The following is a 20,635-nucleotide window of genomic DNA, read 5'->3' as shown; positions in this document are numbered from 1 at the left end:
TACTCAGCTCACTCTAACACTACTAGGAATATTGACGAGCCGGTCGGCTAGCCATTCAGTCGTTGATAAATCACGGGATGAACAGTGTTGATACATGGGCAAACGATGCAAAGGTTCCCATACCGGACGCGTCATAACCGCTAAATGTCAACCAACCTGTCGCATTTTTTGCAATAATTTACGAAATGAATTTTATTAAGCTGCTTGACATTCTGTTGTGTTGAAATTTTCCTTATCCGGATTAAGATAAACATGGCCAATGGGCGTTAAATTTCGTGTTTGTCGTCCATTCCATCGCTCTGGATTGTCTCTTTTTGCTTGCTCGATGACTCGTTTTCTTTTTTCGAGTACGGCGCTGTCTAAGCCGTTATGGCGTTGGTTGGGTGTTACAAACTTGAGCGCACTGTGTTGATGTTCATTGTTGAACCAACAAACGAAAGCTTCAACCCAGTTCCTGGCTTCGCTTAATGTTTTAAAAGGGTTTTCTGGAAAGGTATGATGATATTTGACTGTTTTAAATAACGATTCTGAATAAGGATTATCATTACTGACACGAGGTCTGCTGAACGACGTGGCAATGTCTAAATCGACCAATTTGGCCCTTAATGTTGCGCCTTTCATCGGACTGCCGTTGTCAGAATGTATCACCAATTGCTTTTTGTCGATGTTTTCCCGGCGAGCGATATCTTCGATCAAATCAGCAGCGTGTGCGCTTGATTCGGCATCATGAACTTGCCAGCCTACGATTTTCCGACTATAGATGTCCATCACCATGTAGAGGTAAAAATACTGCCCTTTGACGGGGCTTAATAAATACGTAATATCCCACGAGTAGATTTGATTGGCCTGTGTGGCTTTGAGTGACTGCGGTTTATTATGCTGACCTGCGGCTCCTTTAGCTCTGTGCTTAAGCTGGTTGTGGGCTTTCATGACACGATAAAAGGTTGATTCTGATGCGAGATAGCAGCCCAAATCCAATAACCTCGGAACGATTTGATGCGGCGTTAAAGCGCTGTATTCCGGTTTATTAATCACGGTGATGATTTCTTGCTTGATGGCCTCGGATAATTGATTGTGCACAGGCGCTGTATTGTGCAGTCGTAGGTCTTCTGAGAGTCCTTCTCCCCGGTTCCAACGCTGATAGGTTCGAGCTGATATACCCACCAGTTCACAGGCTAATTTCTGCCGCGCTCCATTGTCAACGGCTTCATCAATGAGTGCGCTGTAGTGTTGGCGATCTGAGTAGGCGATTAATCGGCCGCCTTTTCCCCCAGATCGCTTGGCACTTTTTTGATAACACCAGTAAAGCCGCTGTTTCTGATAACGCTTTCTCTTTGCGGTTTAGCTCCTTATGCAAACGCTTGTTTTCTTGTTTGAGTTTTGTTTGCGCCTGTTTATATACGGATTCTGTTGATTTAGATTCTGACAAAAATTCCGCTTTCCAGGTATTTAGATGATGTAAGTAGATGCCTTGTTCACGACAATAGGCGCTAGCCTGATCATCGGTGAGATGATGACAATGAACAATGGCTTCAAAACGTTCTACTGTATTCCAATCTTGAGGGCTTTTTTCTTTTGACATGTTTGACTCTGTTTTTCGAGTTGATTTTTCTTAGCTAACCGAATCCATTTTTGAAGTGTGGAGTAACCCACACCTAAAGTAACTGCAATTTGCTTTAGCGATTGTTCTGGTCTTCTGGATAATGCTTTTTCTACTGATTGTACTTTAAATTCTTGGCTAAATACGCTCATTTTTTGTCTCCTGATTTAAAATTTCCTAGGCGACAGGTATGTTGACATAGGGGGTAACACCGTGTGCATTCGTTTGCTGTAAAAACTGATCGCGTTGTTTTTATTGTCCAATAAAATAGCATTCAGCCAATAATTTGATGTCGCATTCTCGGGTTCCCAAATGAAATTGATGCCGCGTTTGGCACACCATTCCGAATAAAGCTGCGCCAGTTCCCTTTTATTCGCGATAAAGTCATCCAGTTTTGCGAGCTGCGCCAATCCCAAAGCCGCATTTAGATTTGGCATACGATAGTTATAACCCAGTTCATCATGACTGATTGCCCACGGATGTGTTTTTTTGCCGTTGTCGTCAGATGCTTTAATTTTTTGGCCAATTGCTCATCGCTTGTGACTACCATTCCACCACCGCCTGTGGTGATTATTTTATTGCCATTAAAACTGAACACACCCAACTCTCCAAAGCAACCACACGCTCGGCTTTTATAGTGACTCCCTAATGCCTCAGCCGCATCTTCAATCAACGTAATCTTATAACGCTGACATAAGCGCGCAATGTTGTCGATCTGGGAAGGGTGACCAAACGTATGCATAGGCAGGCAAGCACGAATAGCTTTGCCTGTGTATTTATTGACAGCATGATCATCATGAATCTCGACATATTCCTGTAAAAATGCTTCCAGCTTAATCTCATCCATCCCTAAGGTACGCCTGTTCACATCGATAAAAACAGGATCAGCACCACAATATCGAATAGCATTGCTGGTTGCGACAAACGATAAGGACTGAGTGAGGACTTCATCTCCAGCCTTTACGCCGGCAACGACTAAAGCACTATGTAAAGCCGCCGTGCCATTTACAGTAGCTACCGCAAAATGTGACTCGGTAAATCGTGCAACTTCCTGTTCAAATTGCTCAACCTGTTCTCCTACTGAAGAAACGTATCCGTCATCGATCACATTGCTCAAACTTTGCTTTTCCTTATCGCTAAAACGAGGTTCATGTAAAGGAATGAATGAGTTACAGGCAAAAATAGAACGGGTAAAGTCAATAAATTCAGCTATATCCTGCGTCATCATATCCGGCACACTATTAAATGAGAGCTGTTTCAACACTAAATGACATAGGTCGACGTTGGATATTTAAGCAAATTGTCACTATCAGAAAACCATTCGATTGTTTTTGTAATCCTTCTCGCAAAGTAATTTCGGATTGAAACCCTGTCAGTTGATACATTTTCTGGTTATCACAGCATAATCGCTGAACTTCAGATTTTGGAGGGCGCATACGCAGGCTTTCACTGATAAATTCAATATCGCTGTTCATCAGCTCCTTTATCATAGCCAAAACATCTGCAATAGACACTTCTTTTCCTGTTCCTATATTAACTGTTTCGCCGATAACATTGTCGGCTTCTGCCAGCGCGATAAAGCCTCGACAGGTATCTATCACATAATTGAAATCACGGGTTGGAGTAAGATCACCTAATTTTATTTGCTTATGTCCTGCGGAAATTTGGCTGATAATAGTCGGAATAACCGCCCGAGCAGATTGTCTCGGCCCAAAGGTATTAAAAGGCCGCACAATCGTCACAGGCAAATCAAAACTATAATAAAAACTCATTGCCAAGGCGTCGGCTGCAATTTTGGAGGCACTATAGGGTGATTGTGGCTGTAACGGGTGTTGTTCATCAATCGGCACATAAACAGCCGAGCCATATACTTCGCTGGTGGATGTCTGTAGTAACCGTTTCACCCCATAAGCGCCAACTTAAGCCCCCAACCACTTGATTAAACACGACTTACGCCCAGCTCTCTGCATTGTCGAATCATTCCCAAAATCGGTTCAGGTAGACTCTGCAACGAACGTTTTCTCGGGCGTTCGCTAACGCTTTTCAAATAATCACGCTGAAAGCGTTCTTGCTTCGGAAAACAGGCGTTCAATCCTGATTTAATGTCCTCAGCAATCGTTTTATACAAACGCCAGGGTGTCAATGCACGCGGCCCATCCATTTTCGTCAAGGCCTTGGTAAAACACCGCTGCGCGATCTTTTCCGTAACCACCGCATACAGAAGTTTGCCCTGTAAATACAATTCGGCCAATTGACTGTCTTTACGGGCACGTAATTGATGATCGCCAACAGGCTTTTCAGCCGTTTGATCACCAATTCCACCTGCCAGCGTACACGATAGAGCGCGCGGCAGCCGTTTCGGTGCTGAGCAACTCGACCGGCACGGACGTTAAAATTAAGACCCATTCACTGAGATAGAGCGTTTTTCCTGGGCTGTACGTCCTTTGTTCTGCGCTCTGAGTTTCGCTTTACGCCGGGCTTGCGCCGCTTTTTCGGCAGGTAACGGAACCGCATGTACCGTGCAGGCGATTCGTTTAGTATCATGGCACAAATAAACCGGAATAGCCCCGCTTGTTTCCCGAGACGTTGTAATTTCGTTTCCCAGTCAATTTTTATCATTTTGCCGTGCTCGTCAAGCTCGTATAAATTCATGCTGTGTGCGTTATAGCGCAGCACAATATCGCCACCTCGGTCAATAAAAGGCACCAACGACTTCGGTTGATTGTAGCCACGATCAATCAACACGACATCGCCCGATTCCAGCACATAATGGTCAAGGCTTTCGCCAATCTTGTCCGTACTGACTTCAACCTGGCGCAATGTCAGTGAAATCAAATCTATCGCGATATGTAGCCGATACGTGGTTTCTGTCGCACCGGGTTCCTGCACGGTCGAGCCATCAATAATAACGAAGCTTAATGAACCACTGTCAACCACCTGATGCAACCCAAATACGCCCGATAGCAAGGATTTTACCCAAGGAACGCAGGCCGCCAGTCTTTTTTTACCGCCGTATCACTCAGGTAGCCCTGTAAGTGAGCCACCTCGCCGGCGCAACTCCGCAAGGAGAAATCCAGACCACAGTAGAGCATCACCAACTGTAACAGTTGTAAGGGCGAACGGATCTTGCGCGCACGCGTGAAGGCTTTAAATTCATAGGCTTGTTGTTGATAATCTTCTGGAAGTTCTTGCACAAATTGTTCAAAACGAGTATCTATGTGAGGTGGCTGCTTTTTCATAGGGTTTTCACTTTTGTCGGCAAAAGACTCTATGTGGTGGCCACACCTTTATTTTTCAACACGTAATCAATGATTTAATGGCTTAAGTTGGCGCTTATGCCGTTTCACCCCATCTCTCGTGCCGCCTGGCAGATATTCAGCGTACCTTTTACATTGGTATCAATATAACTTTCTGGCGCCACATAGGAATACGGAATCGCAATCAGCGCGGCAAGATGAAAAACAATATCAATATCCTGGCATAAGGTATAACAAAAGCCGAGTCTCTTACATCCCCTGACACAATCTCTAATGCAGAAGATGTCGACACATCATCAAGCCAGCCATGTGAGGCGAATGAATTGTATTGCGCCAACGCTCTTACAGCAAAACCCTTTTGAAGCAATAGCTCGGTTAAATGGGAACCGATAAAACCATCTGCACCGGTCACCAATACTTTAGTCTTCATAAACCAGCCCTTTTTCGATCAAAGCTTCTGCAATTTTCCAATCTGTTTCAGTATCAATATCCATGCTACTGATAGAATCCATTAACAACGGCCGGGTATTATCCGGGTAAAATGTGTTATTCGCCATAAACCAGTCAGATTTACAAGCATACATGGCGCCATTCGGTGTCAATAACGATTGGATATCTTGCCGCCTAGTTTGCATTGGTTTAGAACGATTAACCGCTTTGAGCCACCCGTTTTGACAAAAAAACACTGTTGTCAAATCACGATGCAACGATTTACATCCTATGACCGCTTCAGATTGCTCAAGCCATTCTAATGTTGTTTGAATATGCTCTACCCGCCTGAAGGGCGATGTCGGTTGTAAACACATAATCTGCTCAGGCCTATAATCATGCTCGGCTTCGAACCAGTTTAAGGCATGGCGCATAACATCAGCCGTACTTGCGTTATCTGTAGAATATTGCCGAGGACGCAAAAAAGGCGCATCAACACCTATCGATGCCGCTAACGCCTGATACTTTTTCGAGTCGGTAGACACAATCGCCAAACAATCACTCCGGCCTAACTTACGCAGCGCCCTTGTCGTCCAGGCCAACAAGGGTTTACCGCCTAGGGGCTGTTGCCATTTCACATAGGTAACCATAAAAAGGCGCAAGCCAGAGCGATAGAGCCTTCAAAATTTCGTTTGAGTTTGTCATATCGCGTGGCGATCGCTCTGAAATGCTTAAGTCTTGCAAACACATTTTCAACGAGATGGCGATATTTGTAGAGACACCAATCCATTTCATCATTTCCCGAGTTGAATTCTTTTTCTTGGGATAACAGGAACAGCCCCTTTGTCTTTAATTTGAAGACGTAATGCTTCACTGTCATAGCCTCTGTCAGCAACTATATAGTCACCTTTTGGGAGCTCTGCAACTAATTTCGGTGCTTCTTTACAGTCATGAACTTCGCCGCCTGTCACTGAGAAATGAATAGGAAGACCACAGGCATCAACGGCCATATGAATTTTACTGGTGTTCCCGGCGACAGATTTCCCTATCGCTGTTTCTTGTTCACAGGCCGCACCACTACTATGCTGATGTGCTTTCACAATACTCCCATCAATAAATTCCCATTCCAGGTCTGGATCAACAACCAAGGCGTTAAAAATACCCATCAGTTTTTTCTTTACGAGACCAGTCATTGAATCGTTTATATACCGCATTCCAATTACCAAAAAGCCGTGGGTAAATCTCTCCAGGGACAACCTACTCGCAAGCGATAAAAATACCTTCGACTGTTTTTCGAAGACAAGGTTTGTCATAAATTCCCATTTTCAACATAATTATCTTCAGTTTCTCCCAAAGTTCATCCGTAAGCATTTGTCGGGGCATAGTTTGCTTGTTTTTGAGTCAAAATAAACAATCTATGTGGCGGAGTTATTGAATTTCAAGGGGATTTTCAAAACGGCAACAGCCCCTAAAAGACGAATATTTTTATCAGTCACCCCTTTTGAACCTGACCGGGCCGGAATCACGATTAAGGTTCTAAACATTTATTATCTTCATGAATAAAATGTTGTGAAACATAAGTAATCAATTGCCCAACTAGTCGCCTTGATACCCAAGCTTCTCCTGCCTGAATCACTGCCATCATTTTTTTTTACATAGGTCTGTAAAACATCAATCTCCTGATAGCCTTTTGCACCGGCTAACAGACACGGGATGATGTCTTGTTCGTGTAAACCATTACCAATAACGATAACGATCAGTTCAGAATTATACGAGAATAACATACGTATAAATTCAGCTGAATACTGTTGGCGCAGTGTGTAATCCAATAAAACAACAGCCATCCCACAAGAACGCAATTGATTAAAGGCAATAACTTCATCCTCAATAAGCGTATAGTCCAAATGGTCTTCAACCGACTGTGCAATTTTCCCGGTTTGATCTAGGGGCTGTTGCCGTTTTGAAAATCCCCTTGAAATTCAATAACTCCGCCACATAGATTGTTTATTTTGACTCAAAAACAAGCAAACTATGCCGCGACAACTGCTTACGGATGAACTTTGGGAGAAACTGAAGATAATTATGTTGAAAATGGAATTTATGACAAACCTTGTCTTCGAAAAACAGTCGAAGGTATTTTTTATCGCTTGCGAGTAGGTTGTCCCTGGAGAGATTTACCCACGGCTTTTGGTAATTGGAATGCGGTATATAAACGATTCAATGACTGGTCTCGTAAAGAAAAACTGATGGGTATTTTTAACGCCCTGGTTGTTGACCCAGACCTGGAATGGGAATTTATTGATGGGAGTATTGTGAAAGCACATCAGCATAGTAGTGGTGCGGCCTGTGAACAAGAAACAGCGATAGGGAAATCTGTCGCCGGGAACACCAGTAAAATTCATATGGCCGTTGATGCCTGTGGTCTTCCTATTCATTTCTCAGTGACAGGCGGCGAAGTTCATGACTGTAAAGAAGCACCGAAATTAGTTGCAGAGCTCCCAAAAGGTGACTATATAGTTGCTGACAGAGGCTATGACAGTGAAGCATTACGTCTTCAAATTAAAGACAAAGGGGCTGTTCCTGTTATCCCAAGAAAAAAAGAATAGTATATAAATATTCATATCGCCATGACGCTACCGTACCGTAGTAAAAGCATAGCAGTAATATATTTAAATTACACAGAATCCCATAAATTAAGCTAAATATATGTTAAAAAAATACGCATGTGTAAGATGCATGATTTTTATTCATTATGCTTCACATATTGACTCGGCATTCGGTGAGTTATTTTTTACCGACGACAAGGCAAAAAGGGATTGCTGGAGTGATGCTTTCAAGGGTGGAAAAAATAGATCTTGCTTCTATTGATTAGGACATAACTGTTGTGGTCAACATCTTACTTTATTCCTCTAATCCACAAATCAGCGGAATGTGCAAATCACACTTGACCGAAATTCACTCGCTTGAGATTATTGCTACACTAGAGCCACAACATCATGCCGATATTCTTCTACTGGATGCGTGCGCTATTGATAGAACACCTGAATTGCTCAGTATTGCCCCCTCTCATGCCCCTCATTATCTGATCATTGGCCATCGCTGGCCAGAACAAAAACAGATTCAAGCTTTATTACATGGCGCATCAGGTTATTTCGAGCAAACTCAGCCACCTGAGCTGTTGATCAAGGCAATATCTAGCATCCAATCAGGCGAAATCTGGATTCATCGCAAACTTGTCCCCCAAGTAATTCAGTCCATGATCGCTAAAGCAAAACATGATACCAACACGCATACGCTGTCACCTGATACACCAATAGCCTTATCGAGTCTTTCCAAACGGGAAATTGATGTGGCGACAAGAATTGCAACCGGTCAAAATAATAAACAAATTGCGCAGAATCTCAATATTTCGGAACGAACTGTCAAAGCACATTTAACATCCATCTTTAAAAAACTCAATATTTCTGACCGCTTACATTTAGCCTTGTTGATGAATGAATCACATTAACTGCGCAGGTTTTTAAATTTAGGATAAAATTGTGCGTTTAGTCTTTAAATCAGTCGAAATGGATATTATCGAATACATCGCTACTGAACTTTCTGCCAGTCGTCACCAGGTGAATGCTGCTGTCAAACTTTTGGATGAAGGCGCTACGGTGCCTTTTATTGCACGGTATCGTAAGGAAATGACCGGCGGCCTAGATGATACGCAATTGCGCCTGCTGGAAGAACGCTTAATTTATTTGCGGGAACTGGAAGATCGCAAGCAAGTTATTCTAAAAAGTATTGCTGAACAAAATAAATTAACCCCGGCACTCGAAAATTCGATTAATGCTGCCGATAGCAAAACCTTGCTTGAAGATTTATACCTGCCATTTAAGCCAAAACGTCGGACAAAAGCTCAAATTGCACGCGAAGCAGGCTTAGAAGCCCTAGTTAATCTGTTAAAAACAAACCGTGATGCAATCCCGGAAGACAGTGCAAAAGCTTTCCTCAATAGTGATAAAGGCTTCCCTGATATAAAAACTACTTTAGACGGTGCTCGGCAAATCATTATGGAACAACTATCTGAAGATGCCGAGTTGATCAGCGAACTCCGTGAGTATGTTTGGAATAATGGCGTGTTGACGTCTAAAGTTATTGCTGGCAAAGAAAATCTGGCGGCAAAATTTCGGGATTATTTTGATTATCAAGAAGCCATCAATAAAATACCCTCCCACCGTGCGCTCGCTCTATTCCGGGGCAGAAATGAAGATTTTCTGAGCTTAAATTTATCCCCGGCGCAAGATGAAGAACTCGGCCATCAGTACGCTATATCACAGGTTTCCAAACGCCTTGATACCACGAAGGATGATTCACCTTGTAATGCCTGGCTCGCCCAAACAGCGCGCTTGGCTTGGAAAATTAAGTTATTCACCCGCATTGACCTGGACTTAAAAATGCGCCTTCGCGAGCAATCAGAACAGGAAGCGATCCGTGTTTTCGCCAGCAACTTAAAAGATTTATTATTGGCCGCCCCAGCAGGCCCCAGAGCCACAATGGGACTTGACCCGGGTATACGAACCGGCGTTAAAGTGGCAATCGTTGACCCTACCGGCAAACTATTGGCAACAGAAACGATTTATCCCCATCCACCCCGGAAACAATGGACACAATCTGTCGATATACTAGCGAAACTTATCCGACAATACTCAGTCGATTTAGTTAGCATTGGCAATGGTACCGGCTCCCGCGAAACCGATCAGCTTATCTCAGAGCTGATCAAACAATACCCTGATTTAAAGCTTACAAAAATCATAGTTTCAGAAGCGGGCGCATCGGTTTATTCAGCCTCAGAACTCGCCGCCAAGGAATTTCCTGATTTAGACGTCTCTTTACGTGGCGCTGTTTCAATCGCTCGTCGATTACAAGACCCTTTGGCTGAACTGGTCAAAATTGAGCCCAAATCGATTGGTGTCGGTCAATATCAACATGATCTCAACCAGCATAAATTATCCAAAAGCCTGGATGCAGTAGTCGAAGACTGTGTGAATGCCGTAGGTGTCGATGTCAACACAGCTTCGGTAGCCTTATTGAAACGGGTTTCCGGCCTTAATGCCACGGTAAGCGAAAATATCGTCGCTTACCGTGATCAAAACGGCCCATTTAAACAACGCTCTGAACTTAAAAAAGTTCCGCGGCTGGGCGAGAAGGCATTTCAGCAAGCCGCCGGTTTTCTCCGTATCATGAATGGGGAAAATCCGCTTGATGCCTCAGCCGTTCATCCTGAGGCTTATCCTGTCGTCAATGCCATTCTTGACGAGACAGGCAAAACAATCACTGCCATAATTGGACAACGCGATTATTTAAGACGACTTGAGGCTGCCAACTTCACAACCGAAGAGTTTGGCCTCCCGACTGTCATGGATATTTTAAGCGAACTGGAGAAACCCGGCCGCGATCCACGCCCCGAATTTAAAAGCGCAGATTTTAAAGAAGGCATTGACTCAATAAAGGATTTAAAACCGGACATGCTTTTGAATGGCGTAGTCACCAATGTGGCAAACTTTGGCGCTTTCGTTGATATTGGCGTTCATCAGGACGGTTTGGTACATGTTTCTCACTTAGCCGAGCGTTTTATTAATGACCCCAAAGAAGTCGTTAAAACCGGACAAATTGTAAAAGTGAAAGTATTAGAGGTTGATATAGAACGAAAAAGAATTTCGTTATCGATGAAAAAGGGCAATGAATCTCAGACAAGCGCAAAAAGACCCGTTAAGAAAAAATCGGCCACCAAGCGACCTAACACTTCCTTTGCTAATGCATTTAACCAAGCATTAGCTAAAAAATAACGCCTTAAAAATCATATACTCTCTTCACACATGAAGATGGAACTTCAGTGGTTTATTTTTCGGCTAAAAAGAAGGAGGACATTAATGACACTGTCTTTGTGTGGAGACTATGTAATACATAGGCTTCTGTAAAAGCCAACATTTTGAATTAAAAAAGCCGGGGGTTACCCGGCTTTTTTAATTTTATCTACTCTTCGTTTTCATCAATGTCCAATTCAGGACGATCGACTAATTCAACATAAGCCATCGGCGCATCATCCCCAGGACGATAGCCACATTTAATAATTCTTAAATAGCCCCCTGGTCTATTTTGGTAACGAGGACCTAATTCGTTGAATAATTTTGTAACAACCTCTCTGTCACGTAATTTAGCAAATGCTTGTCTACGTTTGGCGACAGAATCCGTTTTTGACAAAGTGATTAAAGGCTCAGCCACCCGCCGTAACTCTTTCGCTTTAGGCAAAGTCGTTTTAATCAACTCGTGTTTGAACAATGATGTCGCCATATTGCTAAACATTGCTTTTCTATGGCTACTATTTCTATTTAACTGTCTACCAGACTTACGGTGTCTCATTTCTAAAATGACCTATAACGTGTTTAAATTTAACTTTGAGATTGATCGGCTAAATCTTCAGGCGGCCAATTTTCTAAACGCATACCTAACGCCAACCCTTTTGTCGCAAGAACGTCTTTAATCTCAGTTAAGGATTTTTTACCTAGATTGGGCGTCTTCAATAACTCAACTTCTGTTCGTTGAATCAAGTCCCCAATATAGAAAATATTTTCTGCTTTCAAACAATTAGCTGAGCGCACTGTTAACTCAAGATCATCGACCGGACGCAGATATTCAGGTGGAAACCCAGGTTCTGGTTTTGGCTCTGGCTCACCGTCTGGCTTATCAACTATATCTAGATTAACAAACACAGACAATTGCTCATGTAAAATGGTTGCCGCTAATTTTATGGTTTCTTCCGGATCAACAGTTCCGTTGGTTTCAAGCTCGAAAACCAACTTATCTAAATTAGTCCGCTCTGCCACCCGTGTATTTTCAACATGATAAGCGACTTTATCGATTGGACTGAAGGTTGCATCAACCATCAAAACACCAACCGGAATATTGTCCATACTTTCTTTTCTAACAGATGCGGGAACATAGCCACGGCCACGTTCGACTTTGACAGTCACACTAAAATTCGCATCCTGAGTTAGATTTGCAATAACCAATTCAGGATTGACAATTTCAACATCATGCGGCAAATCAAAATCACTTGCTGTAACAGTACCCGGCCCTTTTTTTGTTAAAGACAAACTAACTTCATTTTTGTCTTTAGAATGAAGAACAACAGCCAGTTTTTTCAAATTCAAAAGAATATCAATAACATCCTCATGAACACCTTCAACGACCGTATATTCGTGTAATACACCATCAATTTGAACCTCGGTTACCGCACAACCAGGTATTGATGATAACATGACACGTCTTAGTGCATTTCCCAATGAATGACCGAAGCCTCTTTCTAATGGCTCAATAACAATTCGGGAATGATTTGCCGTCTGATTAACAACCTCTACTAACTGGGGTTTCAATAAGCCAGCAATGGAATTCTGCATAGTTTAATCTCGGGTTAATTATTTAGAATAAAGCTCAACAACCAATTGCTCATTAATGTCTGATCCTAAATCAGCACGATCTGGCAACGATTTAAAAGTTCCGCTCATTTCTTTAACATTAACTTCAACCCAAGCTGGAAAACCATATTGTTCGGCCACACCCAGTGCATCAATAATACGCTGTTGTTTTTTAGCTTTCTCACGAATTGAAATAACGTCGTCTATAGAAACCTGATATGACGGGATATTTACCACTTGGCCATTAACCATAATCGCTTTATGGGATACGAGTTGACGCGCTTCAGCACGCGTACTGGCATATCCCATACGGTAAACGACATTATCTAAACGTGACTCTAAAAGATTCAACAGATTTAAACCTGTTGCACCTTTTTTCAAATCAGCTGCTTTATAATAATTTCTAAACTGTTTTTCTAAAACGCCATAGATACGACGAATTTTTTGTTTTGCACGAAGCTGAAGCGCATAATCAGAGCTACGCGTTCTTTTTGCACCGTGTTGACCTGGTCTTTGTTCGAGCTTACATTTCCCTTCTAGCGACTTACCTCTTCCTTTTAGAAATAAATCCGTTCCTTCTCTACGAGCTAACTTACACGTTGGTCCTAGATATCTTGCCATTTTTATTACTCCGAAAACTTTTTATACGCGACGTTTCTTAGGTGGACGACATCCGTTGTGAGGTATCGGAGTCACATCAACAATATTGGAAATCTTAAAGCCGAGATTATTTAATGCCCGAACAGCAGATTCACGACCTGGACCAGGACCCTTAATCATAACTTCAAGATTTTTCATACCGAAATCACGCGCAACCTGCCCTGCTTTTTCAGCAGCTACCTGCGCCGCAAAAGGCGTACTTTTTCTTGACCCGCGAAAACCTGACCCTCCAGATGTCGCCCAAGATAAAGCATTGCCTTTACGATCTGTTATCGTAATAATAGTGTTGTTAAAGGAAGCATGTACGTGCGCAATCCCGTCTGCCACTGTTTTTTTAACGCGTTTTTTTGATCTGTTTTGTGATGCCATTGCTTAAGTTCCAGAATATCTTATTTTCTTATCGGTTTACGTGGACCTTTACGCGTACGTGCATTTGTACGTGTTCTTTGGCCTCTTAAAGGCAAACCTCTTCTATGTCGGATACCACGATAGCACCCCAAATCCATCAATCTCTTGATGTTCATGGAGACTTCTCTACGCAAGTCGCCTTCAACCGTCATACCAGAAATCACCTTACGGATTGACTCCAATTGATCTTCTGCCAAGTCTTTTATTTTTACCGATGGTTCGATACCAACTTCTTGACAAATTTTTCGTGCTGTCTGGCGGCCAACACCATAAATAGCTGTCAATGCGATTTCCGCATGTTTATGATCAGCGACATTAATTCCGGCAATACGTGCCATCTAGATACTCCTACTACAGTACTCTGAAGTTAAGCGCAGAATTATAGCATTTCGACAAATCCAGCGCAACAAAATATTATCCTTGACGTTGTTTATGTCGGGCATCTTTACAAATAACCCGAACAATACCTTTTCGCTTGATAACCTTACAATTTCTACATATTTTTTTAACTGACGCTCTTACTTTCACAGCTCATACTCCAATTATTTTTTCAGCTTGGCTTTCTTCATTAACCCTTCATATTGCTGCGACATCAAATGCGTCTGCATTTGCGAAATAAAATCCATGACAACAACAACTATGATTAATAATGATGTTCCACCAAAATAAAATGGGACATTCCAATAGACGATTAAAAATTCTGGCAACAAGCAAACTAATGTTATGTAAAAGGCGCCGACAAATGTCAATCTCGTTAAAACTTTATCAATATAAGCCGCAGTCTGCGCCCCTGGTCTAATACCAGGCAAAAATGCACCCGATTTTTTTAAATTATCGGCTGTTTCTTTAGAATTAAATACTAACGCCGTATAAAAGAAACAGAAGAAGACGATTGCTGCCGCATAACATAAAACATAAACAGGCTGCCCTGGCGACAAGATTGTCGAGATATCCTGCAGCCATCCAAAGCCTTCCGCATTCCCAAACCAGCCTGCAATGGTCGCCGGAAACAATATAATGCTTGATGCAAAAATCGGTGGAATAACCCCTGCCATATTTAATTTAAGAGGCAGAAAGCTACTTTGGCCAGCATACATTTTACGCCCCTGTTGACGCTTAGGATATTGAATAATAATCCGCCGCTGTCCTCGCTCAACAAATACAACCAATGCGGTCACTGCAATCGCAACCAAGAACAATAAAACGATAAACGCACTGTTCATTTCGCCCGTGCGTGCCAGTTCCAATGTACCTCCAATCGCAGAAGGTAACCCTGAAACGATACCTGCAAAGATTATCAACGATATACCATTACCAATGCCACGTTCAGTAACCTGCTCACCAAGCCACATCAGAAAAATTGTTCCTGTTACCAGCGTAATCGTTGTAATAACAATAAAACTGAGACCTGGGCTGATAACAACAGCTAATCCACCTGCCGTCTGATTTTGTAATGCGATCGAAATACCAATGGCTTGAAATGTTGCAAGAAAGACAGTTCCATACCGAGTATACTGGGAAATTTTACGGCGTCCTGACTCCCCTTCCTTCTTTAATTGTTCAAACTGCGGCACCACAACCGTCATTAACTGCATGATAATTGATGCTGAAATATAAGGCATAATACCCAATGCAAACAAACTCAGCCGCATTAATGCGCCGCCCGAGAACATATTAAACATATCTAAAATTGAGCCGCTTTGCTGTTCAAACATAACTGCAAGTGCTTTCGGATCAATTCCAGGTACTGGTATATGCGCTCCAACCCGGTAAACGAAGAATGCTCCAAGAACAAAAAGCAACCGTGTCTTCAGTTCTGAAAATCCACTCATTTTACTTGCCATTTCAGCTCTTGAAGTACTCACGTTATTCCTCTACCTTTCCACCAACAGCTTCAATTGATTGTTTTGCCCCTGCCGTTACAAACAAACCTTTCACTGTAACCGGTTTAGTTATTTCGCCTGACTTAATGACTTTTACTTTTTTTGTAAAAGCGGGAACTAAATCAGCCTCTATCAACGCTGTCAAATCAACAATCTCGCTTGAAATTTTCATCAACTCATTAAGGCGAATTTCAGCGTAATATTTTTTCTTTCGCGAGGTAAAGCCGACTTTGGGCAACCGCCGCTGCAAAGGCATCTGCCCACCTTCAAAACCAACTTTATGAAAACCACCACTACGCGATTTCTGCCCTTTATGACCTCTTCCACAAGTTTTACCCAATGTGGACCCGATGCCTCGGCCTACACGTTTGCGATCCTTTCTAGACCCATAAGCTGATTGTATAGTGTTTAAATACATTAGACTTCCTCAACTTTTAACATGTAAGCGATTTTATTAATCATCCCTCTATTTTCTGGCGTATCAATCACCTCAACAGTTTGATGAATTCTTTTCAAGCCCAAACCTTTCAAACAGGCTTGATGGCTTTTGAGTCGACCAATTTTACTTTTGGTCATGGTTAAGCTTAATTTTTTATCAGCCATGATTGTTACCCAGTAATTTCTTCGACTGTTAAACCACGCTTAGCGGCAATAGTTTTAGCATCATGCATTCCTGAAAGCCCTTCTATTGTAGCCCTGACGACATTTATAGGGTTATTCGTTCCAATACATTTAGCCAATACATTATGAACACCAACGACTTCAAATACTGCACGCATTGCGCCTCCGGCTATTATTCCAGTACCCTCAGACGCAGGCTGCATATAGACTTTTGCCGCACCAGTATTCGATACAACTGTATATTGCAATGTATCGTCTTTTAGAGCGACGGTACGCATATTTTTTCGCGCTTGCTCCAACGACTTTTGTATTGCAATGGGAACTTCCCTTGCCTTACAAACGCCATATCCAACGCGGCCTTGCCCGTCGCCGACCACTGTTAAAGCCGTAAAACCAAAAACACGACCGCCTTTAACTACTTTTGCTACACGCCTAACAGAAACTAATTTTTCTTTTAATCCGTCGCTACTACCTTGAGATGGTGCTGTTGCCATTTTTATACCCCTAGAACTTCAAACCAGCTTCACGTGCAGCATCTGCCAATGCCTTAACACGACCATGATATTTAAACCCTGAACGATCGAATGCTACATTAGTAACACCCGCCGCGATTGCTCTTTCAGCAATCATTTTCCCAACCGCAGCAGCTGCCTCTTTATTTCCTGTATAGTTTACAGAATTTTTTATATCGGCTTGAGTGGTTGAAGCGCTAGCCAATGTCGCAGTACCATCAACGGTAATAACTTGTGCATAAATATGTTTAGCTGTTTTATGCACTGTTAACTTATTGACACCTAATTGTTTTATTTTACAACGCTGTCTTAAAGCGCGTTTCAAACGTGATGCTTTCTTATCCATTACTTAACCTACTTCTTTTTGGCTTCTTTTCTTGCGACATATTCATCAGCATAGCGCACACCTTTACCTTTATAAGGCTCTGGTGGACGGAAAGCTCGGATTTCTGCTGCAACCTGACCAACCTGTTGTTTATCAGCCCCTTTGACCACTAATTCAGTCTGACTAGGAGCTTCAATGGTAATTCCTTCAGGAATCATATATTCAACTGGATTGGAAAAGCCTAACGATAATGTTAATTTTTTTCCTTGAACTTGCGCCCTATACCCAACCCCAATCAAAACTAATTTTTTCTGAAATCCTTCAGAAACACCTGTCACCATATTGTTAATACATGACCTGGCCGTTCCTGCCTGGGCTCTGGAATTTTTTACTGCATCATCCCATTTCACCCGAATCACATTTCCATCGACTTCTACACTGACGCCTTGATAGAGGTTAAAGGACATTTCACCGCCTTTACCTTTGACAACAACATTGTCTTGATCGACTTTTATTTCAACGCCTGATGGAACATTTATGGGTGCATTTGCTATTCTAGACATTATGACAAACTCCCTTTAGCAAACCGTACAAATAACTTCACCGCCATGACCAATTGCGCGTGCCGCACGATCCGTCATTACACCACTTGATGTAGAAACAATAGCGATCCCTAAACCACCCAATACTTTAGGTAATTCATCTTTTGATTTATAAATTCGTAAACCCGGGCGACTTACCCGCTTCACCTGTTCAATGACAGGCTTGCCATCATAATATTTTAAATCGATAGTCATCTGAGTGTGACTACCATTCGTTTCTGTCGAATAATCGGCAATGTAACCTTCTTCCTTTAATACTTTTGCAATAGCAACTTTTAATTTTGACGAAGGCAATTTAACACTTTTCTTTCCCGCAGACTGACCATTTCTTATCCGGGTCAGCATATCTGCAATTGGATCACTCATACTCATTTTATATCTCCAAAACCTGTTCCATTACCAGCTTGCTTTTGTCAAGCCCGGAACATCACCGCGCATTGTCGCTTCTCTTAATTTATTTCGACTAAGACCAAATTTCCGGTAATATCCATGCGGACGCCCCGTCAAATTACAACGGTTTCTCTGTCTGCATCGACTCGAATCACGCGGTAGCTTTTGAAGTTGTAACTGAGCTGCTTCTTTGTCTTCAAATGATGAATTTGGATCTCTGATAATTTCTTTCAGCGCCCTTCTTTTCTGTTCATATTTGAGGACTAATTTTGCACGTTTATTTTCTCGTGCAATCATCGATTTTTTAGCCATTTTCCGCCCTTTAGTTCTTAAATGGAAATTTGAAAAGCTTTAACAAAGCCAAACCTTCTTCATCGGTTCTAGCCGTTGTTGTAATGGAAATATCCAAACCTCTTAGCGTATCAATTTTATCGTAATCAATTTCAGGGAAAATGATTTGTTCTTTGATACCCATTGAATAATTTCCACGCCCATCAAAGCTTTTAGGGCTCATTCCACGAAAATCTCGTATCCGTGGAATTGAGATACTCACCAGCCTATCGAAGAATTCATACATTCTTTCTCGACGTAGAGTTACTTTACATCCTATTGCCATATCATCGCGAATTTTAAATCCTGCAATTGATTTTCTGGCTAAGGTAATAATCGGCTTTTGTCCTGCGATTTTTTCCATATCGGATAAGGCGGCTTGCAATACTTTTTTATCTGCGACAGCTTCACCTACACCCATATTAAGAGTAATTTTGGTTATCTTGGGAACTTCCATCACGGACTTGTATCCAAACTGCTCTTTTAGCGCAGGGATAATTTTTTCTTTATATTCGGTTTCTAATCTGGCCATCTCTCTTCCTTACGCATCAACAACTTCGTTTGTCGACTTAAAATATCTAACTTTTTTACCGTCTTCCAGAAACTTGAATCCTACACGATCAGCTTTCTGTGTCTCAGGATTATAAAGTGCGACATTTGAAATATGGATTGGCATTTCTTTTTCGATAATACCACCCGCTACTCCAGCATTTGGATTTCCACGCTGATGCTTTTTGGCGACATTAACGCCTTGTACTAAAACTTTATTTTTTTCATTAAAAATTTTAGTTACCTTTCCCTGCTTCCCTTTATCTTTTCCTGTGAGTACGATGACCTCATCGCCTTGTTTAATTTTTTGCATTTTTGAACCTTCCTTACAACACTTCAGGGGCTAACGAGATAATTTTCATGAACTTATCTCCGCGCAATTCACGAGTAACAGGCCCAAAAATCCTTGTACCTAATGGTTGTAATTGGGTATTTAAAATCACAGCGGCGTTTCCATCAAAACGAATTACCGAACCATCGGGTCTACGAACACCTTTTTTTGTTCTCACGACCAATGCATTATAAACCTCACCTTTTTTTACGCGTCCGCGAGGCATTGCATCTTTAACACTGACCTTAATAATATCCCCAATACCGGCGTAACGTCTATGCGACCCGCCTAATACTTTGATACACATGACCCTTTTTGCGCCACTATTATCGGCTACGTCAAGGTTAGTTTGCATCTGAATCATTTTAAATTCCCAACTTAAATTGTTTAATCTTGAATGCTTCTATTTAGCACTTTCAACAACGTCAACCAAACGAAACGATTTCCGCTTAGAAAATGGCTTGCTTGATGTGATGGTTACAACATCACCTTCTTTACAAATATTGTTTTCATCATGTACTAAGAGTTTAGTTGAACGCTTGATAATTTTTCCATAAACAGGATGCTTTACGCGTCGCTCAACTAGAACCGATGCTGTCTTGTCCATCTTATTGCTGATCACACGCCCAACTACAGTACGTAATTTTTCACTTTTTTCTGTCATGATGCTGTACTCGCCATCTCTCTTAATATCGTATGAATACGGGCTATATCGCGCCTTACTTTCTTAACTTGATCAGGCTTGGACAACTGCCCTGTCGCCTTTTGCATTTTCAAGTTAAATTGTTCACGCGATAAATCCAATAACATTGAATTTAATTCTTCTTTCGTCTTTTGACGTAATTCACTTGCATTCATTACATTATTGTCCGTACTGCAAAAGTTGTTTTTACAGGCAATTTGGCTGCTGCTAATTTAAAAGCTTCTCGCGCCAACTCTTCAGGGACACCCTGAATTTCATATAACATTGTGCCTGGTTTGATTTGGGCAACCCAGTATTCTACACTACCTTTACCTTTACCCATTCTAACTTCTAGTGGTTTTTTGGTAATTGGCTTATCTGGGAAGATACGAATCCAAATTTTACCACCCCGTTTTACATGTCGCGTTATCGCTCTACGAGCCGCCTCAATTTGGCGGGCAGTAATTCTACCACGAGTTGTAGCTTTTAGACCATACTCGCCAAAACTTACTGATGAGCCACGCACAGCGATACCGGTATTTCTACCTTTATGCTGTTTGCGGAATTTTGTTCTTTTAGGCTGAAGCATCTTATTT

General features: G+C 42.0%; 28 protein-coding genes and 7 pseudogenes. 3 read left to right on the top strand and 32 right to left on the bottom strand.

All coding sequences use genetic code 11. The features are described from left to right. Positions 1-3: 3 nt before the first annotated feature. The 12 genes and pseudogenes from JEU20_RS15240 to JEU20_RS09640 all read right to left on the bottom strand — a co-directional run. Positions 4-138: pseudogene (locus JEU20_RS15240) on the bottom strand (aminotransferase DegT); the annotation flags it as partial. A gap of 57 nt (positions 139-195) precedes the next feature. Continuing rightward, positions 196-1,752, bottom strand: a pseudogene (locus JEU20_RS09685) (IS3 family transposase). 15 nt (positions 1,753-1,767) lie between these two features. Then, positions 1,768-2,825 (bottom strand): annotated as a pseudogene (locus tag JEU20_RS09675) (LegC family aminotransferase). A gap of 38 nt (positions 2,826-2,863) precedes the next feature. Continuing rightward, positions 2,864-3,507, bottom strand: a pseudogene (locus tag JEU20_RS09670) (GDP-mannose 4,6-dehydratase); the annotation flags it as partial. Positions 3,508-3,539: 32 nt separating this feature from the next. Next, positions 3,540-3,851, bottom strand: a complete 312-nt coding sequence (locus tag JEU20_RS15235) for a hypothetical protein (RefSeq protein WP_245395173.1) — start codon at positions 3,849-3,851, stop codon at positions 3,540-3,542. Positions 3,852-4,006: 155 nt separating this feature from the next. After that, complete coding sequence (locus JEU20_RS15230; RefSeq protein ID WP_245395172.1) at positions 4,007-4,567, bottom strand: hypothetical protein; 561 nt, start codon at positions 4,565-4,567, stop codon at positions 4,007-4,009. Between the two features lie 5 nt (positions 4,568-4,572). After that, positions 4,573-4,839: a hypothetical protein gene (locus tag JEU20_RS15225; RefSeq protein ID WP_245395171.1), complete on the bottom strand. Its 267-nt coding sequence runs from the start codon at positions 4,837-4,839 to the stop codon at positions 4,573-4,575. Between the two features lie 107 nt (positions 4,840-4,946). Next, positions 4,947-5,287, bottom strand: a pseudogene (locus JEU20_RS09660) (SDR family NAD(P)-dependent oxidoreductase); the annotation flags it as partial. Then, positions 5,277-5,936 carry an acylneuraminate cytidylyltransferase family protein gene (locus tag JEU20_RS09655; protein ID WP_198245367.1) on the bottom strand — a complete coding sequence of 220 codons (660 nt, stop codon included), beginning with the start codon at positions 5,934-5,936 and terminating at the stop codon, positions 5,277-5,279. The gene JEU20_RS09655 and the pseudogene JEU20_RS09660, both read right to left, overlap by 11 nt. Beyond that, a pseudogene (locus tag JEU20_RS09650) lies at positions 5,921-6,669 on the bottom strand (IS5 family transposase). The gene JEU20_RS09655 and the pseudogene JEU20_RS09650 overlap by 16 nt, the downstream one beginning before the upstream one ends. Before the next feature lie 32 nt (positions 6,670-6,701). Continuing rightward, positions 6,702-6,830, bottom strand: coding sequence for a cytidylyltransferase domain-containing protein (locus tag JEU20_RS09645; RefSeq protein WP_198245365.1), 129 nt, complete (start codon positions 6,828-6,830; stop codon positions 6,702-6,704). A gap of 9 nt (positions 6,831-6,839) precedes the next feature. Further along, positions 6,840-7,190 (bottom strand): response regulator transcription factor, encoded by a 351-nt coding sequence (locus JEU20_RS09640; protein WP_198245363.1) that lies wholly within the window; start codon positions 7,188-7,190, stop codon positions 6,840-6,842. 127 nt (positions 7,191-7,317) lie between these two features. Here JEU20_RS09640 and JEU20_RS09635 point away from each other — a divergent pair. The 3 genes and pseudogenes from JEU20_RS09635 to JEU20_RS09625 form a co-directional block, all read left to right on the top strand. Then, positions 7,318-7,886, top strand: a pseudogene (locus JEU20_RS09635) (IS5 family transposase); the annotation flags it as partial. Positions 7,887-8,230: 344 nt separating this feature from the next. Then, entirely contained in the window at positions 8,231-8,794 is a 564-nt protein-coding gene (locus JEU20_RS09630; protein ID WP_245395170.1) for a response regulator transcription factor, read from the top strand. Positions 8,795-8,852: 58 nt separating this feature from the next. After that, complete coding sequence (locus tag JEU20_RS09625; protein WP_198245987.1) at positions 8,853-11,117, top strand: Tex family protein; 2,265 nt, start codon at positions 8,853-8,855, stop codon at positions 11,115-11,117. Between the two features lie 187 nt (positions 11,118-11,304). On the opposite strand, the gene rplQ is transcribed toward JEU20_RS09625, so the two are convergent. From rplQ to rplP, 20 genes are all read right to left on the bottom strand, one after another. Then, positions 11,305-11,691 carry a 50S ribosomal protein L17 gene (gene rplQ, locus JEU20_RS09620; RefSeq protein WP_198245359.1) on the bottom strand — a complete coding sequence of 129 codons (387 nt, stop codon included), beginning with the start codon at positions 11,689-11,691 and terminating at the stop codon, positions 11,305-11,307. Between the two features lie 29 nt (positions 11,692-11,720). Then, positions 11,721-12,728, bottom strand: a complete 1,008-nt coding sequence (locus JEU20_RS09615) for a DNA-directed RNA polymerase subunit alpha (RefSeq protein ID WP_198245357.1) — start codon at positions 12,726-12,728, stop codon at positions 11,721-11,723. An 18-nt stretch (positions 12,729-12,746) separates the two neighbouring features. Continuing rightward, a complete protein-coding gene (gene rpsD, locus JEU20_RS09610) occupies positions 12,747-13,367 on the bottom strand; it encodes a 30S ribosomal protein S4 (RefSeq protein ID WP_198245355.1) in 621 nt (206 codons plus the stop codon). A gap of 21 nt (positions 13,368-13,388) precedes the next feature. Continuing rightward, positions 13,389-13,775, bottom strand: a complete 387-nt coding sequence (gene rpsK / locus JEU20_RS09605) for a 30S ribosomal protein S11 (RefSeq protein WP_198245353.1) — start codon at positions 13,773-13,775, stop codon at positions 13,389-13,391. A 20-nt stretch (positions 13,776-13,795) separates the two neighbouring features. Further along, positions 13,796-14,152, bottom strand: a complete 357-nt coding sequence (rpsM, locus tag JEU20_RS09600) for a 30S ribosomal protein S13 (RefSeq protein ID WP_198245351.1) — start codon at positions 14,150-14,152, stop codon at positions 13,796-13,798. A 76-nt stretch (positions 14,153-14,228) separates the two neighbouring features. Continuing rightward, positions 14,229-14,342: a 50S ribosomal protein L36 gene (gene rpmJ / locus JEU20_RS09595; protein ID WP_198245349.1), complete on the bottom strand. Its 114-nt coding sequence runs from the start codon at positions 14,340-14,342 to the stop codon at positions 14,229-14,231. Positions 14,343-14,356: 14 nt separating this feature from the next. Further along, the gene (secY, locus tag JEU20_RS09590; RefSeq protein ID WP_198245985.1) at positions 14,357-15,658 is read right to left on the bottom strand and encodes a preprotein translocase subunit SecY; all 1,302 of its coding nucleotides are present in this window, start codon (positions 15,656-15,658) and stop codon (positions 14,357-14,359) included. Between the two features lie 22 nt (positions 15,659-15,680). Further along, positions 15,681-16,115: a 50S ribosomal protein L15 gene (gene rplO / locus JEU20_RS09585; RefSeq protein WP_198245347.1), complete on the bottom strand. Its 435-nt coding sequence runs from the start codon at positions 16,113-16,115 to the stop codon at positions 15,681-15,683. Beyond that, a complete protein-coding gene (gene rpmD / locus JEU20_RS09580; RefSeq protein WP_198245345.1) occupies positions 16,115-16,300 on the bottom strand; it encodes a 50S ribosomal protein L30 in 186 nt (61 codons plus the stop codon). The genes rplO and rpmD overlap by 1 nt, the downstream gene beginning before the upstream one ends. A 5-nt stretch (positions 16,301-16,305) precedes the next feature. After that, a complete protein-coding gene (rpsE, locus tag JEU20_RS09575) occupies positions 16,306-16,812 on the bottom strand; it encodes a 30S ribosomal protein S5 (RefSeq protein ID WP_198245343.1) in 507 nt (168 codons plus the stop codon). Positions 16,813-16,822: 10 nt separating this feature from the next. Beyond that, the gene (rplR, locus tag JEU20_RS09570) at positions 16,823-17,176 is read right to left on the bottom strand and encodes a 50S ribosomal protein L18 (RefSeq protein ID WP_198245340.1); all 354 of its coding nucleotides are present in this window, start codon (positions 17,174-17,176) and stop codon (positions 16,823-16,825) included. An 8-nt stretch (positions 17,177-17,184) separates the two neighbouring features. Further along, positions 17,185-17,718, bottom strand: a complete 534-nt coding sequence (gene rplF, locus JEU20_RS09565) for a 50S ribosomal protein L6 (RefSeq protein ID WP_198245338.1) — start codon at positions 17,716-17,718, stop codon at positions 17,185-17,187. A 15-nt stretch (positions 17,719-17,733) separates the two neighbouring features. After that, a complete protein-coding gene (rpsH, locus tag JEU20_RS09560) occupies positions 17,734-18,129 on the bottom strand; it encodes a 30S ribosomal protein S8 (protein ID WP_198245336.1) in 396 nt (131 codons plus the stop codon). Positions 18,130-18,153: 24 nt separating this feature from the next. Next, positions 18,154-18,459, bottom strand: coding sequence for a 30S ribosomal protein S14 (gene rpsN / locus JEU20_RS09555; RefSeq protein WP_198245334.1), 306 nt, complete (start codon positions 18,457-18,459; stop codon positions 18,154-18,156). Between the two features lie 10 nt (positions 18,460-18,469). After that, on the bottom strand, positions 18,470-19,009 hold the full coding sequence (gene rplE, locus JEU20_RS09550; protein WP_198245332.1) for a 50S ribosomal protein L5: 540 nt from the start codon (positions 19,007-19,009) through the stop codon (positions 18,470-18,472). Between the two features lie 9 nt (positions 19,010-19,018). Continuing rightward, on the bottom strand, positions 19,019-19,339 hold the full coding sequence (rplX, locus tag JEU20_RS09545) for a 50S ribosomal protein L24 (RefSeq protein WP_198245330.1): 321 nt from the start codon (positions 19,337-19,339) through the stop codon (positions 19,019-19,021). A gap of 13 nt (positions 19,340-19,352) precedes the next feature. Further along, the gene (gene rplN / locus JEU20_RS09540) at positions 19,353-19,721 is read right to left on the bottom strand and encodes a 50S ribosomal protein L14 (protein WP_198245328.1); all 369 of its coding nucleotides are present in this window, start codon (positions 19,719-19,721) and stop codon (positions 19,353-19,355) included. Positions 19,722-19,760: 39 nt separating this feature from the next. Further along, positions 19,761-20,021, bottom strand: a complete 261-nt coding sequence (gene rpsQ, locus JEU20_RS09535) for a 30S ribosomal protein S17 (protein WP_198245326.1) — start codon at positions 20,019-20,021, stop codon at positions 19,761-19,763. Further along, a complete protein-coding gene (rpmC, locus tag JEU20_RS09530; protein WP_198245324.1) occupies positions 20,018-20,215 on the bottom strand; it encodes a 50S ribosomal protein L29 in 198 nt (65 codons plus the stop codon). Before rpmC ends, rpsQ begins: the two co-directional genes overlap by 4 nt. Beyond that, on the bottom strand, positions 20,215-20,628 hold the full coding sequence (gene rplP, locus JEU20_RS09525) for a 50S ribosomal protein L16 (RefSeq protein WP_198245322.1): 414 nt from the start codon (positions 20,626-20,628) through the stop codon (positions 20,215-20,217). The genes rpmC and rplP overlap by 1 nt, the downstream gene beginning before the upstream one ends. Positions 20,629-20,635 lie beyond the last annotated feature (7 nt).

The organism is methane-oxidizing endosymbiont of Gigantopelta aegis, assembly GCF_016097405.1.
Classification (GTDB): Bacteria; Pseudomonadota; Gammaproteobacteria; order Methylococcales; family Methylomonadaceae; genus Methylomarinum.
Note: the sequence above shows the minus strand (reverse complement) of the source record. Positions and strands in the feature narration are given on the sequence as shown.